This is a genomic window from Chryseobacterium sp. L12 (assembly GCF_056133985.1).
On record NZ_JBVYOF010000023.1, the window covers coordinates 33,489 to 49,247 of the forward strand.

Below are 15,759 nucleotides of genomic sequence, written 5' to 3' on the forward strand. Positions count from 1 at the left end.
CTATTTTTCGATAAGAAATTTTCTTACCACCTTTCCATCTTCCGAATTTACTGTACAAAGATAAGCTCCGTTAACTAATTTTGAAACGTTAATGTTTTTTTCGTTTTCGTGGGACGAAATAAGCTTTCCTGTCATATCATTGATTTCAATGCTGAAATTTCCGAGTTCTTCAGGAATTTCTACGTGAAGAATATCTTTGGCAGGATTAGGATAGATTTTAATTGATTCAAGCTTATTTTCCGAAGCTTCATTGGTTGACAGAATAGAAGATGCTACTGCAAAATGCTGTAAAGCACCAACAGCAGCTTTCCCAACATTGAATACATATACAGGATCTACGTTGGCAAAAGTATCATTTACGGTATGCTCATTATTGCTTCTTACCGTTTCATAAAAACCGGTAATGATATCCCCTTTATTTTCAAAAGGAATATAATCCGAAGCAAAAGCATTAGATAATATTGTCTGCAGCGGAGAATACAATGCTGTACATGCAGCGAGTTGCTGAGTCATGGCTAGAGAAGGCGCGTTGTTGGCTGTTTGTCCGCTTTGGTCGCTTTCGCAGGTAATAGTATTGTTGTTATTTCCGATTTTTCCTCCTACCTGATCAATATTAAAAACAACTTTAAGATTAAGCTGTCTTACATTATTTTGGAAAACAACATTATTTACATAATGCGTGCTTCCGATTAAGCCCTGTTCCTCTCCGGAAAAGTGAATAAATTTTACCGAATATTCCGTTGGTACATCTTTCAGAATTCTTGCCGCTTCCAGAAGAATTGAAGTTCCGCTTCCATTATCACTCACACCGGGACCCGTAATGGTATCATAATGTCCGCAGATAATAACGTAGATGTTGGGATAAACAGTTCCTGTTTTAGTAACCACCAGGTTTTTAGAAGTTGTGCTTCCGAAGGTAAAGGTATCTTCTGTAATCTGGATTGCGCTATATCCGTAAGATTGATATTTTGCCTTAAGCCAGTTCAGAGTATTAGTATTGGCGACAGAACCCGTAGTTTTTATTCCCAGATTGGCAAACTCCTGAAGAAGAGTTGTTACGTTGGTTTGGGTAACCTGGTTGGCTCTTGTCTGGTAAGCCTGTATAAAACTTTGTGCATTAAGGCTGCAAGCCGCTATCGAAAGAAACAGAAAACCGGTTATTTTTTTCACTTTGTATGATAATCTTTAATATTACACAAATGTAAATAATAAAAAAATCCCAAGCAAAAAACTCGGGATTTATATTGATAACAAAAAATTTTACATTATTTTACTTGATCTACAACTGCTTTGAAAGCTTCAGGGTGATTCATTGCTAAATCAGCTAAAACTTTTCTGTTAAGCTCAATGTTGTTCTTTTTAAGAGCTCCCATAAACTGAGAGTAAGACATTCCGTGCTCTCTTGCACCTGCGTTGATACGCATGATCCAAAGTGCTCTGAAGTTTCTCTTTTTCTCTTTTCTTCCACGGTAAGCATATTGCATTGCTTTTTGTACCGCGTTTTTAGCAACAGTCCAAACGTTCTTTCTTCTACCGAAAAAACCTTTAGCTTGTTTCATTATTTTTTTTCTGCGAGCTCTAGAAGCTACGGCATTTACTGATCTTGGCATAATTTAAATTGTTTTTTTGAAAAAGGCGGAACTAAAGTAAATGATGAATGATCATTGATATGAGATTTCTCTACAATTCACATACTCCAGACTTTATTCTCTTAGATGCACCGTTTCAGGGTTAAATGTTGAATTTTTTTAATTCTTATAAACCGGATAATGATTTATAAAAACTACTTAATGGCTAATTGACGTTGAACACTTTTCTCATCCACTTTAGCTACATAAGAAGTAGTAGTAAGATTTCTCTTCTGCTTTGTTTCTTTTTTAGTTAAAATGTGGCTTTTGTAAGCGTTTTTTCTTTTGATTTTACCAGTTCCGGTAAGAGCAAAACGTTTCTTAGCACCTGATTTCGTTTTTAATTTTGGCATTGTTTGCTTTTTTATGTTTTGTTATCAATATATTTTAATGTATCAAAGAATCAATTTACCAGTTCACCAATATTGTTACATTGATACATTGTTAAATTGCTACATTGATTTTGGGCGTGTCCCTTACTCGCTCATTCCGCTGCGCTGCATTCGCTCATTCGGGTCGGGCTATCCATTACAAGTCCTCGCTCTGCGGCATTTCCACCGCTTGCTGTGTGCTTTCCATTACTATCCCTCACGCAATAATTGCGTCTGCAAAATTACGAAAAATAATAATACGAAAAGAGACTTTCATAGAAAATCTCTTTTTAGTATGATAAATCATCGGCATCTGAATATAGCAGATGATTACTGTAAATTTATTTAGCCGGTTTCTTAGGGCTCATCATCATGATCATTCTCTTTCCTTCAAGTTTAGGAAGCTGATCTACTTTTCCTACATGCTCCAGTTCCTGAGCAAGCTTCAGGAGTAAAATTTCTCCCTGATCTTTAAAGATGATAGAACGTCCTTTGAAAAATACATAGGTTTTCAATTTGGAACCTTCCTCTAAAAATTTTTCGGCGTGCTTTTTCTTAAACTCATAATCGTGATCGTCTGTCTGAGGTCCGAAACGGATCTCTTTTACTACCACTTTTACTTGTTTAGCCTTTAGCTCTTTTTGTTTTTTCTTTTGCTCGTACAAAAACTTTTTATAGTCAAGTACTCTTGCAATAAAAGGCTCTGCCTTATCTGAAATGACAACCAGATCCAGCTCCTGATCTTTGGCAATCTGTCTTGCCTTATCAATAGGATATACACCCGGTTCTACGTTGTCTCCCACCAAACGAAGTTCTCTTACACGGATCTTATCGTTAATCATGTGAGCGTCCTCCTGTTGTGGACGTCTTTGTGGGCCTCTGTTGTTAAATCTTTGTGCTATTGTATTAAATTTTATTGGTTAATCTTTACTTATTGCGACCAGCTGATATTTTAGCTGATCTTATTGATTTCCGGGAATTGTTATCTTCAATTATCCGGCAAATTCAAATCCTGTTTGTGAAGCTTCTTTAAAGTAATTTACAAAATCATTAATGCTCATTACTCCCAAATCACCTTCGCCACGTCTTCGTACAGAAATTGTGCCATCCTTTTCTTCATTTTCGCCTACTACAAGCATAAAAGGAATCTTTTTCAACTCTGCATCACGGATCTTTTTACCCGTTTTTTCGTTTCTTTCGTCAATTAATCCGCTAATATCGTGATTTTCTAAAAGTTGTGAAACTTTTTTTGAATAATCTACATATTTTTCACTGATTGGAAGGATGATAAACTGATCCGGAGCCAGCCACAATGGGAAATCTCCGGCTGTATTTTCCAGTAAAATCGCAATGAAGCGTTCCATAGAGCCAAATGGTGCCCTATGAATCATTACCGGTCTGTGTTTCTCATTATCATTTCCGATATACGTAAGATCAAATCTTTCCGGTAAATTGTAATCTACCTGAATTGTTCCTAACTGCCATTTTCTTCCCAAAGCATCTTTCACCATAAAATCCAGTTTTGGGCCGTAGAATGCAGCTTCACCATATTCGGTAATGGTATTTAAACCTTTTTCTGTTGCAGCAGTTACGATTGCATTCTCTGCTTTTTCCCAGTTTTCATCTGATCCGATATATTTTTGTTTATTTTCGGGATCTCTCAATGAAATCTGAGCCGTAAAATCTGCAAAACCTAATGAACCGAAAACATAAAGAACCAAATCAATAGTTTTCTTAAATTCATCCATTAACTGATCTGGAGTACAGAATAAATGCGCATCATCCTGAGTAAAACCACGAACTCTGGTTAAGCCGTGAAGCTCGCCACTTTGCTCGTATCTGTAAACCGTACCAAATTCTGCATATCGTTTTGGCAGATCTTTATAACTCCATTGTGAAGTTTTATAAATTTCACAGTGATGCGGACAGTTCATAGGCTTCAGCATAAACTCTTCACCTTCATTCGGAGTTTTAATTGGCTGGAAGCTGTCTGCACCATATTTATCCCAGTGTCCTGAAGTAACATATAATTGTTTTGCTCCGATGTGGGGAGACATTACAAATTCGTATCCTGCTTTTTTCTGAGCTACTGAAAGGAAATTTTCTAATTTTTTTCTTAAAGCAGTTCCTTTAGGCAGCCACAATGGCAAACCTTGTCCCACTTTTTCAGAGAAGGCAAAAATCCCTAATTCCTTACCTAATTTTCTGTGATCTCTTCTTTTTGCTTCTTCAAGTCTTTCAAGATATTCTGTAAGATCTTTTTGTTTCGGAAAAGAAATACCGTACACTCTTGTAAGCTGAGGATTGTTCTCATTTCCTCTCCAGTATGCTCCTGCTGCGTTGAGAACTTTGAAAGCCTTTACAATTCCTGTATTCGGAATATGACCTCCACGGCAAAGATCTGTGAAGTTATCGTGGGTTACAAAAGTGATTTCTCCATCATTAAGATTAGAGATCAATTCAACTTTATACGGATTATCGGCATACGTTTTTAAAGCTTCTTCTTTAGAAACCGGATATAAAGAGAATGTTGATCCTTTTTTAGCATTTTCTAAAACTTTCTTTTCGATTTTCTCGAAATCTTTTTCAGATAAGCTTTCGTCGCCAAAATCTACATCATAGTAAAATCCGTTTTCGATGGCAGGACCGATCGTTAACTTAGCATTTGGATAAAACTCAAGGATAGCCTGCGCCAAAAGGTGGGCTGAAGAATGCCAAAAGGCCTTCTTTCCAAGATCATCATTCCATGTCAGAAGCTGCAACGTAGAATCTGTGGTTATAGGTGTGGTTGTCTCTACTTGTGTACCGTTTACAACTGCGGAAATGGTATTTCTAGCCAATCCCTCGCTAATAGATTTTGCCACATCTAAAGGAGTAACTTCTCCTTCAAATTCTCGGACGCTTTGGTCTGGAAGTGTAATTTTTATCATTGTTTTACTAAGAAATTTTAAGATGCAAAAATACGCTTTTTTTTATAATTCAATATTATATTTACACTATATTTGAATACGAAAACACATACTTTCCTGCTAAAAAACCTATATTTTTACCATGACAAAAAGAAATATTGACCTTCACTGTGACTTATTGGTATATCTGATGAATCCTGATTCTAAGATTGATGACGGAGAAATCGGCTGTTCGCTTCCGTTTTTGAAAGAAGGAAATGTAAAGCTTCAGGTGATGGCGATTTTCAGTCCGACTTTAAAGGGAAGTACACAATTTGGAAAGCAACAAAGCCAGATTTTCTCTGATCTTATACAAACAGAAAATTTCTATTTATTTAATACGTTAGAAGATTTAGAAAATCATTCAGAAACAGGCATTATTGCTGCTATTGAAAATGCATCTGGATTCTGTGAGGAGGATGAAAAACTTGAACAGGGTTTCAGGAATTTAGAAAAAATTATTGAAAACACTCAAAAGCTGCTGTATATCGGAATGACCCATCACACCGAGAACCGCTTCGGTGGTGGTAATTTTTCTGAAGCCGGACTTAAACAGGATGGGAAAATTTTGCTGGATTATCTTTCAGATAAAAATATTGTTGTTGATCTTGCTCATACAAGCGATGCTTTGGCTTTCGGTATCCTGAACTATATTGATCAGAGAAATTACAAGATTCCTGTTTTTACCAGTCATTCTAATTTTAGAAAAATCTGCAATCATAAGAGAAATCTTCCTGATGAACTGGTAAAAGAAATTATCAGCAGAAAAGGTCTTATCGGAATTAATTTCGTAAAAGATTTTGTGGGAAATGACAACCCCGAAAATCTTTACAGACACATCCGGTACGGCGTCGAAAATGGAGCAGAAGATTATCTTGCATACGGCGGAGATTTCTTTTATGATAAAAACCATCCCGACAAGTCACGTTATCCGTTTTTCTTTGAAGAATACTGCAACTCAACAGCCTATAATTCTATTAATAAAAGACTTTCGGAATATTTTTCAGTTGAAATAATGGAGAAAATAAGTCATCAGAATGCAGAAAATTTTTTGAGAAATTTAGGCTATTAAACATTCTGTCTTTAAGGTGATTTTGACCATATTAAAAAAAATACTGAGCTTTCACTCAGTATTATCTGTTTTACCTGTCTTGTCTTTTGAAGATTTTTGCACGTCTTCTTTGTCTACATCCGAAGGGTTTTGTTTTTCCGAAGAAGCAGGAATGTCGCGGAAATCTTCGTTTTGTTTCTTTGTTTCTGCGGTATTGGCAGATTCTTTTTTATTTTTTTCTTTTGAATCCATAGTATTGAATTTAGAGTCCGAGAATACCGATTTTTCCGGTCTTATCTTCTATCGTGTAATTCAAAGCCTTTGCCAAAACAAAAATATTGTTCAGATTTTCCATTAATTGTGTACGACCTTCGTTTCTCAGCTTATTTTGATCTACGGAATTTATGGCAGTTTGTTTTGCCTTTTGAGTAACATTTTTGATGTCTTTTTCTGAAATTCTGTTGAAGAAAGAATCATCCAGTGACTGAATTTCTACACTCGGCGTAATTCGTATCTGCGCATCCGGAAGTTCTGTAATAACCAGTCTTTTATTAATAGAATCTACTTCTATTTTCATCTTGTTGAGATCATAGGAAACCTGTGCGTTGGTTTTGGTGTAGGTAATGATACTGTTGCTTGTCATTTCCTTTCCAAAAAACTCATAGCTCATTTTGGTTTTTTGCATGGCTGAAAAATTCTGTTCCAGAACGACCATTTTATTCATTTTCGAAATCTGATTGGTCAGGATGTAGTAATCTGATTTTTCTTTCTTTTCAGCTGCGTTAAAGCAGGATTTAAAACCAAAAAACAGGAGCAACATTAATAGAACTCCTGCAAAAAACGGTATGATAATTTTTAAATTTCTCAATTCTCTTTCTTAAATATTTCTTTGATTACCGACCGGTCATCTTTTCCAAGAATTTCTACCAGATCTCTTTCAATATATCCTGTAGTCGGCATTTCAATAATTCTTCCAATTTCCTTGCCATATTTTTCTACAATGATGGTAGGAACTTTGTGCACATTATATTTTACCTCGTCACCGGTAGGAGATTCTTTTTTTCTGTTTACAGCAATGATGGTGAGTCTGGTATCGGGATATTTCAATTCATCCAGAATCTTCATCAATCTTGGGAAATCTCTGTGAGAATCTTCGCACCATGTTCCCAGAAAGACAATAATATTATAAGAATTAAGTTTGCTTTTTTTAAGTTCAGTAATGGCTTTCTGATCTAAAGCATACTCGTTGAACTCTTTTACATACCAGTCCGCATAAGGCTCTTTGGTAAACTGATCTTTCAATTGGTGTCCCAGAAGCATTTTTCCGTCGTTGGTGGTTTCTACTTCACGATTCACAACCACTTTCTGAGCGGCTAGCTGCTGTGAAGCAATTGCCAAAACTGAAACTGCTACAATTCGGGTAATAATTTTTTTCATTCTAATTGTCAATTATTGATTTTAAATCAGCAGGAGAATAGTATTTGTTTTTCAAAACCTTATGATCAGATTTTCTGTATACATTAAATTTTTCTCCTGATTTTTCGTAGAAAGATTCTACTTCTTTTTCTTTATAAAATTCAACGGTTTCCTGTGCCTGTTCTTCATTATCGCACGCTTTAGACATATTGGAACGCTGCACTTCGTTGAACAGTTCTACAAATTTACTGCCAAGACCAAATTCTAAGACAGCTCCGCTCAAAACATACTGTAAGTCGCACAATGCATCTGCAATTTCAACAATATTGTGATCTTCAATAGCTTGTTTTAACTCGTTCAGCTCTTCCTGTAAAAGTTCTACTCTTAGGTTACATCTTTCTTTGGAAGGAATCTGAGGGGTATCTAAAATAGGTGCTTTAAAAGTGGTGTGGAATTCTGCTACTTGGTTCAGGCTGTCAATTTTATCCATGAAATATTTTAATTTTAAGCAAATATAAAAAAATGATGATAGAATTACATCTGCTGTTATCAATTAGGCTGAAAATATCATTAAAAAAAGCTGTCTTATTTTGACAGCTTCATGATTATCTAATTGAACTGCAAAAGCAATTCTTTTATTCTTTTCATGGCTTCTCTTAAATCTTCTTCGGAAGCAGCATAAGAAAAACGGATGCATTCCGGACTTCCGAAAGATACGCCGCCTACACAACCGACATGAGCATTCTCCAGCAAAAACATAGCAAAATCATCAGCATTTTTGATCTCAGTTCCGTTCAGGGTTTTACCTATATAAAATGAAATATCAGGAAAGAAATAAAATGCTGCTTTTGGTAAAACTACCTTAAAACCAGGGATTTCTTTCATTAAATCGTACATCAGATCCCTTCTGCTTTTAAAGGCATCAATCATGTAGCGGTATTCTTTAGGATCGGTTTTGAGTGCAGTGATAGAAGCTCGCTGTGCCATTGTATTGGCTCCGCTGGTCATTTGTCCCTGAATTTTTTCACAAGCTTTCGCGAGCCATTCCGGGCAGGCAGAATAACCAATTCTCCAGCCTGTCATTGCAAAAGCTTTGGACATTCCGTTGATAACGGCTGTCTGCTCATACACCTCAGGAAACTGCGCAATGGATGTGGTCTTTGTTTCGTAATTGATGTATTCGTAAATTTCGTCTGATATTACCGTTACGTGAGGATATTTCGCAATAACTCTCGCTAAAGATTTGAGTTCATCATAGGTGTAATATCCGCCTGACGGATTGCAGGGTGAACTGAAAAGAACAGCCTTTGTTTTTTCATTAATAGCTTCATCAAGCTGTTCTGCAGTGATTTTAAAATCAGTAACATACGATGTAGAAAGCATTACAGATGTACCACCCATCATTTTTACCATTTCATCATAGCTTACCCAGAAAGGAGTAGGAAGAATAACTTCGTCACCATCATTTATAATAGAAGCCAAAACATTGATGATAGCCTGTTTTGCACCGTTGGAAACGCAGATCTGTGTAGGTTTGTAATCTAAACTGTTGTCTCTTTTTAATTTTTCAGAAATTGCCTGTCGAAGCTCCAAAAAGCCGGGAACAGGAGAGTAGTGGCTGTAATTTTCATTGATGGCATCAAAAGCAGCCTGTTTAATGTTATCGGGAACATCGAAGTCCGGTTCGCCCAATGTTAAACTGATTACATCTATTCCGCTGGCTTTCATTTCTCTTGCCTTATTAGACATTACAAAAGTCTGAGAATATCCTAATCTTTTTACTCTGTCTGAAAGTTTATCCATATAGTTTTGTCTTTTGAACAAATATATAAAAACTTAGTTTGAATCTGAGTAGAATTTTGTAATGCCTTTTACTTCTTATTAAAGCCATAGTAGCTAATCTTGATTTACTGCAAGCAATCCGTTTTTTTATTTTTGTGACTCATTAAATTGCTGAATGTTTTCATCAACTCTTTATCAGGGCAGGTTTTGCTTTCATAATTTTTAATATTATCAGGACTGAGTCTGCTTTTTTCGGCAGAACGAACAGTGTATTTTTTCTCAAGACATTTTTCCAGCTTGTTGTTGATATAGTATAATCTTTTTTCGGTTATTTCATCTTTGGTTTCCGGTTTTTCTGCAGTTCCGCCGTCAAAATTCCAGACGGTTTCCTGCTTAAAAATAAAGAAAGCCTGATCATTATTTACAAAATAATTTTCTATAGCTGAATAATGACTGTACTCTGAAAAAGAATGCTTGATGGATCTGATTTTTCCGTTTTGTGAATAGTATACAACTATCCCTGAACGCTCATTACATTCGTAATTAAAGCTTGTTGAGTCCAGTTTTTTTGCATTTATCTGCTGATTGATTTTGGTATATTCTGCTTTTATCTCATCTGTATTTTGTAATGAAATCTTTGCAGTATCTGAGATTTTAGATGTTTTATTTGATTCATTTTTGGAATCTGAATTGTTTTTTATTGGAGACTGTTTTTCACATGAAAAAATTAAAATCAGACACAGCAATATTGGTATGTTTTTCATATTAATCGGGATTGTATTCACATCAACCAAAAAATATGCAAATCATTAGCTGTAAAATAAAAACAACCGCAGAAGCGGCTGTTTTTTAACGATAAAATTTTATTTACAGTTTTCGTTATAATCCAGAATAACTTCATCAATGATTTGAGGAACATCAGACATTACATCATCAACCTGATTTTTTATAAATTTTCCCAATCCTGTTCTCTTTTTTGTGTCGTTTTTCATCGAAGCATATTCTCCTCCGGCAACTTTACTTTTTATTACGGGACAGTCTGCAGTGATGATCTTTGCTTCTTTCAGATTAAATTCCTTTAATTTGCTTCCCTTTTTTGTATAAATATAGGAAGGATTATTACGCATTCTTTCTGTTTCTCTCTCTGCTTCCTTGATTTGATTGTCTCCTGCAGCAAAGCTTGTCGGAAAACCGTACAATCTGTAAATTTTGATTTTACCATCTGTTACAACTTCTGCAAACTGATTGGTTTTGGTAAGATTATTAAATGCTTTGATGTTTCCGCTTAATCCGCTTGTTGCAGTGTTTAAACCTTCTTTTACGTTGGTGTATTTTATTACCTCAAAATGTCTTTCGTTATTGTTTTCATCGTAAGCAACATATTCTTTGAGGTCATCAGAGTCCATTGTTTTAAATTTCTGCTTTTTCTTTGATTTATCAATATCCGAAACAGCAACAAATTTTACTTTTTTCTGGTTATCCCAAGGATTACGGGCATCACCAACCATTCTTACAATACCTTCTGTCTTTTTGCCGCTTTTATCGACAATAAAACCAAATTTTTCGTTGCTTTTAAGCTCATAATCTGTTGTTTCGTCCTGTCCGTATAGAGATGCACTCATAAGACTTAATACACTTAATAATAAAATTTTTTTCATGTTTTTTTGAATTAATTAAGGCTGTAAATATGAGGATTTTTTTTGAATGTCAAATATAATTCATAAAAAAACCGAAACTAATCAATGTTCCGGTCTTTTATTTTTCGATTACTGATATCTTTTATGTTCTTTATTTTTCACAAAAAGTTTTATTACAGGCTTAAAGAAAGCTTTATATTTTTCTGAATCGAATAACTGAGAATCGGTAAGTGCTTTGTAAGTCATCAGTATACCAAATGGAAACAAAATAATATTGGGAAGCCATGCGGCAAGATAAGGATCCATTTTTCCTGACCATGCTACGTTTTCAAAACCCACATTAATAATGTAAAATACAATGAATATAATGATCGCAATAATTACAGGAACTCCCATTCCTCCTTTTCTGATGATAGAACCAAGGCTTGCACCAATCATAAAAAATATGATGCAGGTGAAAGAGTAGGTGAGCATTCTTTGTTGATAAAGAATTACCTTACTGAAGTATTTTTTGCTGGGATCTATCTCTTTATCTTTTGAATCCAAATTAGATTTTAATGTTTCCAGCCTGGAATATGCATTGCCGATTGCCTGAGTTTTTTTATCAGATTTTATGGTATCAATTTTATACTGCTGTTTAACAGGGGCTTTTGTTTTGTTTTTATCCATATAGGTGACAACAGAATTCACCTGATTCATCATCTCATTACTGATGTTTTCATTGATTCTTGCATTTTCCTTTTTGGTTTTATCAATGGTAGCAAACAGTTCGTTGAAGGTTTGAAAACGATAATCATCAGTGATTTGCTCTTTTTCAATGGCTTTATCAATCAGTTCACTGATATCAAAATGTGTAATAAGAGTGTCAAATTTTGTTCCCTGATCTGGTTGTTTTAATCGTACATTTTCAGATTTGCCTGCATGAGAATCTTCGGTTACATATCCGTTGTACAAAATCAGCTGCATGTATTTTCTGTTTTTGGCATTGGCAAATTTGCCTTTTTCTGCAACGATAGTCTGCTGATTTTCGAAATTGCCTGCTTTTTTATGGATAAAAACACCTTCCAGATCCCTGCCTTCGTCGCCTTTTATTTTATCAAATTTCACCATATAACCAGGAAGCTGATCAATGAACTGTCCCGGAGTAAAATTGAGAGCAGGCTTTGTCTGTGCAATATTATAGAGCATGTTTTTTGCCTTTCTCTGAAAATCAGGTATAATATTATTAGAAAAAATATAAAGAAGAATAGCAAGAACAATGGTTACTCCGAAGAGAGGCATCATGACTCTGGTAAGTGAAATTCCGGCAGCTTTCATGGCGGCAAGCTCATATCTTTCTCCCAGTTCGCCAAAGGACATGATGCTTGCCAGAAGAATGGTAAGCGGTAACACCATACTTACAACATTTACTCCGAGATAAAAAAGGAGCTTCATGATCTGAAATGTAGTAAGACCTTTTCCCATAAACTGCCCCAGCTGAATCCAAACAATATTCACAATAAAGATGAAAAACAGTACACTGAATATGAAAAAAAACGGACCAAAAAAGGTCTTGATGATGTATCGGTCTAATATTTTTAACATTCGCCAAAATTAATGAAAAAGCCACAAAGTTTTCTTTGTGACTTTAAATTTTAATATTTATTTAGAACTATAATTCTGTAACGAGATAATTTTTGAATTTATTTTTATCAAACACAAACATATTTGGGTCTAATTGCTGATTTTCTTTGTATTCTTTGATGGAAATAACAGAAATATCTTTGTTGGTTCCGAACTGTTCCAGCTTCAGCATCTGTTTTTTCGCAGCATCTACATAAAGGTAAATATGTTTAAGTCCGTTTGCTTTTACAGGGGTAAGTTTAATCAAATCTGCATTTACGCCGTCAACAGTTTTCTTTCCGCTGTAGATTACGTTGTAATCTTTTCTGTAGGAAGTCAAATAATTGATAGGGGAAAACATAGCACTGTTCTCATTCGGTCTCGCAACCGTTACTTCTTTATCTTCCTCATTGATGTTATAAATCTTGCTGCCGTCAAAGATCTGCTCGGTTTCCATGATTTTCAGTTTGTATTTGTTACCTGCTGAATAATAGATTCCCGGTTCAGTTTTAGAAATCGTACCATTGGCTCCGCTTCCGAATGCAAATTTAAAATAAGAATTTTTCTTGGAATTGTAGTTTGCCGTAATATCGTCTAATATTTTTTTTGCTTTAGCGTCAATTTTTTGTGCCTGTGCAAATCCTGTACTTCCTACTATTAATGCTCCTAAAACTATCTTTGAAATTATTTTTTTCATTTTATTTTTCTATATTTCTATTTTTTAGACTTTCACAAAAGCAATAAGTTAAATTTTAGCTTCGCAAATCTTCCAAAAACTGTTCCAAAGAATGAAGATCGCTAATGAGAACTTCTCTTGCTTTAGCTCCGTTGAATCCGCCTACAATACCACTTGCTTCCAGCTGATCCATAATTCTTCCGGCTCTGTTGTATCCCAGTTTCAGCTGTCTTTGAAGCATAGAAGTTGAACCTTGCTGAGTTGAAACAATAATTCTCGCAGCATCTTCAAACAAAGCGTCTTTTTCGTTAGGATCAAAAGCACCAACCGAGCTTGTAGCATCTTCAGAAACATATTCAGGCAGCAAAAATGCAGAAGCATAACCTTTTTGTTCACCAATAAATTCTGCCAGTCTTTCAACTTCCGGAGTATCTACAAAAGCACATTGCAATCTCAAAATTTCATTTCCATTGAAATAAAGCATATCTCCTTTACCAATCAGCTGATCAGCTCCCGGAGAATCTAAAATCGTTCTGGAATCTACACTCGAAATTACACGAAATGCAGCTCTTGCCGGGAAATTGGCTTTAATCATACCCGTGATAACGTTCACCGATGGTCTTTGTGTAGCAACAATCAAGTGGATTCCTACCGCTCTTGCCAGCTGAGCTAATCTTGCAATCGGGAGTTCTACTTCTTTTCCTGCGGTCATAATTAAGTCTGCAAACTCGTCCACCACCAAGACGATATACGGTAAATAGCGGTGTCCGTTTTCAGGATTCAATTTTCTTTCGCTAAACTTTTTATTGTATTCTTTTAAGTTTTTACAGAAAGCATTTTTAAGAAGGTCATAACGCTGATCCATCTCAATACAAAGCGAATTGAGGGTATTAATAACCTTATTGGTATCGGTAATAATCGCTTCTTCAGCATCCGGAAGTTTTGCTAAATAATGTCTTTCAATTTTTGAATATAAAGAAAGTTCCACTTTTTTAGGATCTACCATCACAAATTTCAGTTCGCTCGGATGTTTTTTATAAAGAAGTGAGGTCAAAATAGCATTGATCCCTACCGATTTTCCCTGTCCGGTTGCTCCTGCCATCAAAAGGTGAGGCATTTTTGACAAATCTGCCATAAAAACTTCATTAGAAATAGTTTTCCCGAACACTACGGGCAAATCCATATCCGTATTTTGAAATTTTTGAGAAGCAATTACTGATCTCATAGAAACCATTGTCGGATTTTTTCTCGGAACCTCGATACCAATCGTTCCTTTTCCGGGCATTGGTGCGATAATTCTGATTCCCAGAGCAGAAAGATTTAATGCAATATCATCCTGAAGCTTTTTGATGGATGCTACTCTGATTCCTGCTTCCGGAACAATTTCGTATAAAGTGACAGTAGGTCCTATCGTTGCTTTTATTTCGGCGATACCTACATTAAAGTTTTTAAGAAGACCTACAATTTTATTTTTGTTTTCTTCTAATTCTTCTTTATTGATTGAAATTTCTTCATTTCCATAATCTTTCAAAAGATCTAAAGTCGGCATCTGGAATTTGGCAAGATCCAATCTGTGATCATATAAACCGTGTTTTTGTACCAATTCTTGAGACTGCCTGTCAGAATCCTCAATGATATCAACTATTGGCGCTACTTCCACATTAAATTTTATATCTTCAACCGGCTCAGAAAAATTGGATGAAATATCAAAAGCATCTTCAGGCTTTACGGCAGGAATAAGGTTTTTTGTTTCAACACTCAGGTTTAGAGAAGTTTCAGTTATTTTTTCTTCATCAAACGATGTCTGATTGGGAGTTACAATAGTTTCAGCATTTGATACCGGCTTAGATTCCTTAAATGGAGACTCCTTTTTAGGTTTTTGAACCTTAATTTCAGATTCGTCAGTTACTGTAATATTGGGAGAATCGGTATTGTTGATTTCTTCTTCCAGTTCCTGATCTGCTTCAAAGCTTTCATCAGAATTGGGCATCATAGATTTTACCCTTCCGATAGTATTTTCGTTGATGGTATTAAGCTTTGCCTTTACTGAGCTGGGACGAAGATTAAATTCAAGAATAAAATAAAGTGCAATACTTACGACTAAAACTACCCAAAGACCTACAGTACCGATGATTGCAGAAAGAGAATCCATAATCTGATAACCGTAAACTCCGCTTAGAACTCCCTGTCCTTTGGTAATGGCTCCAAAAAGAATGGGAAGCCAGCAGATGAAAAACAGGGAATGACCAAAAGTCATCCATGGTTTAAAAATTTTCTTTTTCAGGATCATGGTTCCGAAAACCACAAAGAGAAATGCGACAATAAATGAAGCCACCCCAATACTTTCAAAAATAAAAAGGTTACCCAGCCAGTCACCCAGTTTTCCGAAAATGTTTGATGACTGTATACTCTTGTCCAGCATAGTTCCTGCCTGACTCTGATCTGCTTTCCAGTTCATCAGATAAGAGATAAATGACAATGTAAGAACACCGGCAAAAACGATAAACATTAAGCCGAAAAATATGCGGGGTTTTGATAAAATTTTACCTGCTTCAGGTGTCTGAGATGGTTGTTTGGGTAATTTCTTTTCCATAATTTAAGTTTGGCAAATTTAATGTTTTTTTTAGATTTTAGTAATCTTTTAGAAG

Annotated in this window: 16 protein-coding genes; 1 reads left to right on the plus strand and 15 read right to left on the minus strand. The window is 35.4% G+C overall.

What is annotated here, in order from left to right; all coding sequences use genetic code 11:
- The 5 genes from AC0NBN_RS12990 to thrS form a co-directional block, all read right to left on the minus strand.
- Complete coding sequence (locus tag AC0NBN_RS12990) at positions 1 to 1,170, minus strand: M28 family peptidase (RefSeq protein WP_160813991.1); 1,170 nt, start codon at positions 1,168 to 1,170, stop codon at positions 1 to 3.
- A gap of 95 nt (positions 1,171 to 1,265) precedes the next feature.
- Positions 1,266 to 1,610 carry a 50S ribosomal protein L20 gene (gene rplT, locus AC0NBN_RS12995; protein WP_143885444.1) on the minus strand — a complete coding sequence of 115 codons (345 nt, stop codon included), beginning with the start codon at positions 1,608 to 1,610 and terminating at the stop codon, positions 1,266 to 1,268.
- 173 nt (positions 1,611 to 1,783) lie between these two features.
- Positions 1,784 to 1,981, minus strand: a complete 198-nt coding sequence (gene rpmI / locus AC0NBN_RS13000) for a 50S ribosomal protein L35 (protein WP_034676300.1) — start codon at positions 1,979 to 1,981, stop codon at positions 1,784 to 1,786.
- Positions 1,982 to 2,340: 359 nt separating this feature from the next.
- Entirely contained in the window at positions 2,341 to 2,841 is a 501-nt protein-coding gene (infC, locus tag AC0NBN_RS13005; RefSeq protein WP_130913502.1) for a translation initiation factor IF-3, read from the minus strand.
- 150 nt (positions 2,842 to 2,991) lie between these two features.
- Positions 2,992 to 4,929, minus strand: coding sequence for a threonine--tRNA ligase (thrS, locus tag AC0NBN_RS13010; protein ID WP_160813992.1), 1,938 nt, complete (start codon positions 4,927 to 4,929; stop codon positions 2,992 to 2,994).
- A gap of 121 nt (positions 4,930 to 5,050) precedes the next feature.
- On the opposite strand from thrS, the gene AC0NBN_RS13015 reads away from it, so the two are divergent.
- On the plus strand, positions 5,051 to 6,019 hold the full coding sequence (locus tag AC0NBN_RS13015) for a membrane dipeptidase (RefSeq protein WP_160813993.1): 969 nt from the start codon (positions 5,051 to 5,053) through the stop codon (positions 6,017 to 6,019).
- A gap of 51 nt (positions 6,020 to 6,070) precedes the next feature.
- Here AC0NBN_RS13015 and AC0NBN_RS13020 read toward each other — a convergent pair whose 3' ends face one another.
- From AC0NBN_RS13020 to AC0NBN_RS13065, 10 genes are all read right to left on the minus strand, one after another.
- Positions 6,071 to 6,250, minus strand: a complete 180-nt coding sequence (locus tag AC0NBN_RS13020) for a hypothetical protein (RefSeq protein ID WP_089744814.1) — start codon at positions 6,248 to 6,250, stop codon at positions 6,071 to 6,073.
- Between the two features lie 10 nt (positions 6,251 to 6,260).
- Complete coding sequence (locus AC0NBN_RS13025; RefSeq protein ID WP_160813994.1) at positions 6,261 to 6,866, minus strand: DUF4230 domain-containing protein; 606 nt, start codon at positions 6,864 to 6,866, stop codon at positions 6,261 to 6,263.
- Entirely contained in the window at positions 6,863 to 7,435 is a 573-nt protein-coding gene (locus tag AC0NBN_RS13030; RefSeq protein WP_160813995.1) for a TlpA family protein disulfide reductase, read from the minus strand. The genes AC0NBN_RS13025 and AC0NBN_RS13030 overlap by 4 nt, the downstream gene beginning before the upstream one ends.
- A gap of 1 nt (position 7,436) precedes the next feature.
- Positions 7,437 to 7,904, minus strand: coding sequence for a pyrophosphohydrolase domain-containing protein (locus tag AC0NBN_RS13035; protein WP_143885449.1), 468 nt, complete (start codon positions 7,902 to 7,904; stop codon positions 7,437 to 7,439).
- A gap of 119 nt (positions 7,905 to 8,023) precedes the next feature.
- Complete coding sequence (locus AC0NBN_RS13040) at positions 8,024 to 9,217, minus strand: pyridoxal phosphate-dependent aminotransferase (protein ID WP_160813996.1); 1,194 nt, start codon at positions 9,215 to 9,217, stop codon at positions 8,024 to 8,026.
- 104 nt (positions 9,218 to 9,321) lie between these two features.
- Positions 9,322 to 9,960 carry a hypothetical protein gene (locus tag AC0NBN_RS13045; RefSeq protein ID WP_143885451.1) on the minus strand — a complete coding sequence of 213 codons (639 nt, stop codon included), beginning with the start codon at positions 9,958 to 9,960 and terminating at the stop codon, positions 9,322 to 9,324.
- A 99-nt stretch (positions 9,961 to 10,059) separates the two neighbouring features.
- Positions 10,060 to 10,854 carry a hypothetical protein gene (locus tag AC0NBN_RS13050; RefSeq protein ID WP_160813997.1) on the minus strand — a complete coding sequence of 265 codons (795 nt, stop codon included), beginning with the start codon at positions 10,852 to 10,854 and terminating at the stop codon, positions 10,060 to 10,062.
- Between the two features lie 108 nt (positions 10,855 to 10,962).
- Entirely contained in the window at positions 10,963 to 12,417 is a 1,455-nt protein-coding gene (locus tag AC0NBN_RS13055) for an LptF/LptG family permease (RefSeq protein ID WP_160813998.1), read from the minus strand.
- A gap of 67 nt (positions 12,418 to 12,484) precedes the next feature.
- Positions 12,485 to 13,132, minus strand: a complete 648-nt coding sequence (gene lolA1 / locus AC0NBN_RS13060) for an outer membrane lipoprotein periplasmic chaperone LolA1 (protein WP_143885454.1) — start codon at positions 13,130 to 13,132, stop codon at positions 12,485 to 12,487.
- A 55-nt stretch (positions 13,133 to 13,187) separates the two neighbouring features.
- Positions 13,188 to 15,704, minus strand: a complete 2,517-nt coding sequence (locus AC0NBN_RS13065) for an FtsK/SpoIIIE family DNA translocase (protein WP_143885455.1) — start codon at positions 15,702 to 15,704, stop codon at positions 13,188 to 13,190.
- Positions 15,705 to 15,759: the final 55 nt, after the last annotated feature.

Coding starts and splice junctions, on each gene's coding strand:
- rplT (WP_143885444.1), bottom strand. CDS start 1,610: ATGCCAAGATCAGTAAATGCCGTAGCTTCTAGAGCTCGCAGAAAAAAA.
- rpmI (WP_034676300.1), bottom strand. CDS start 1,981: ATGCCAAAATTAAAAACGAAATCAGGTGCTAAGAAACGTTTTGCTCTT.
- AC0NBN_RS13065 (WP_143885455.1), bottom strand. CDS start 15,704: ATGGAAAAGAAATTACCCAAACAACCATCTCAGACACCTGAAGCAGGT.
- AC0NBN_RS13055 (WP_160813998.1), bottom strand. CDS start 12,417: ATGTTAAAAATATTAGACCGATACATCATCAAGACCTTTTTTGGTCCG.
- lolA1 (WP_143885454.1), bottom strand. CDS start 13,132: ATGAAAAAAATAATTTCAAAGATAGTTTTAGGAGCATTAATAGTAGGA.
- AC0NBN_RS13045 (WP_143885451.1), bottom strand. CDS start 9,960: ATGAAAAACATACCAATATTGCTGTGTCTGATTTTAATTTTTTCATGT.
- AC0NBN_RS13050 (WP_160813997.1), bottom strand. CDS start 10,854: ATGAAAAAAATTTTATTATTAAGTGTATTAAGTCTTATGAGTGCATCT.
- thrS (WP_160813992.1), bottom strand. CDS start 4,929: ATGATAAAAATTACACTTCCAGACCAAAGCGTCCGAGAATTTGAAGGA.
- AC0NBN_RS13040 (WP_160813996.1), bottom strand. CDS start 9,217: ATGGATAAACTTTCAGACAGAGTAAAAAGATTAGGATATTCTCAGACT.
- AC0NBN_RS13035 (WP_143885449.1), bottom strand. CDS start 7,904: ATGGATAAAATTGACAGCCTGAACCAAGTAGCAGAATTCCACACCACT.
- infC (WP_130913502.1), bottom strand. CDS start 2,841: ATGATTAACGATAAGATCCGTGTAAGAGAACTTCGTTTGGTGGGAGAC.
- AC0NBN_RS13015 (WP_160813993.1), top strand. CDS start 5,051: ATGACAAAAAGAAATATTGACCTTCACTGTGACTTATTGGTATATCTG.
- AC0NBN_RS13030 (WP_160813995.1), bottom strand. CDS start 7,435: ATGAAAAAAATTATTACCCGAATTGTAGCAGTTTCAGTTTTGGCAATT.
- AC0NBN_RS13020 (WP_089744814.1), bottom strand. CDS start 6,250: ATGGATTCAAAAGAAAAAAATAAAAAAGAATCTGCCAATACCGCAGAA.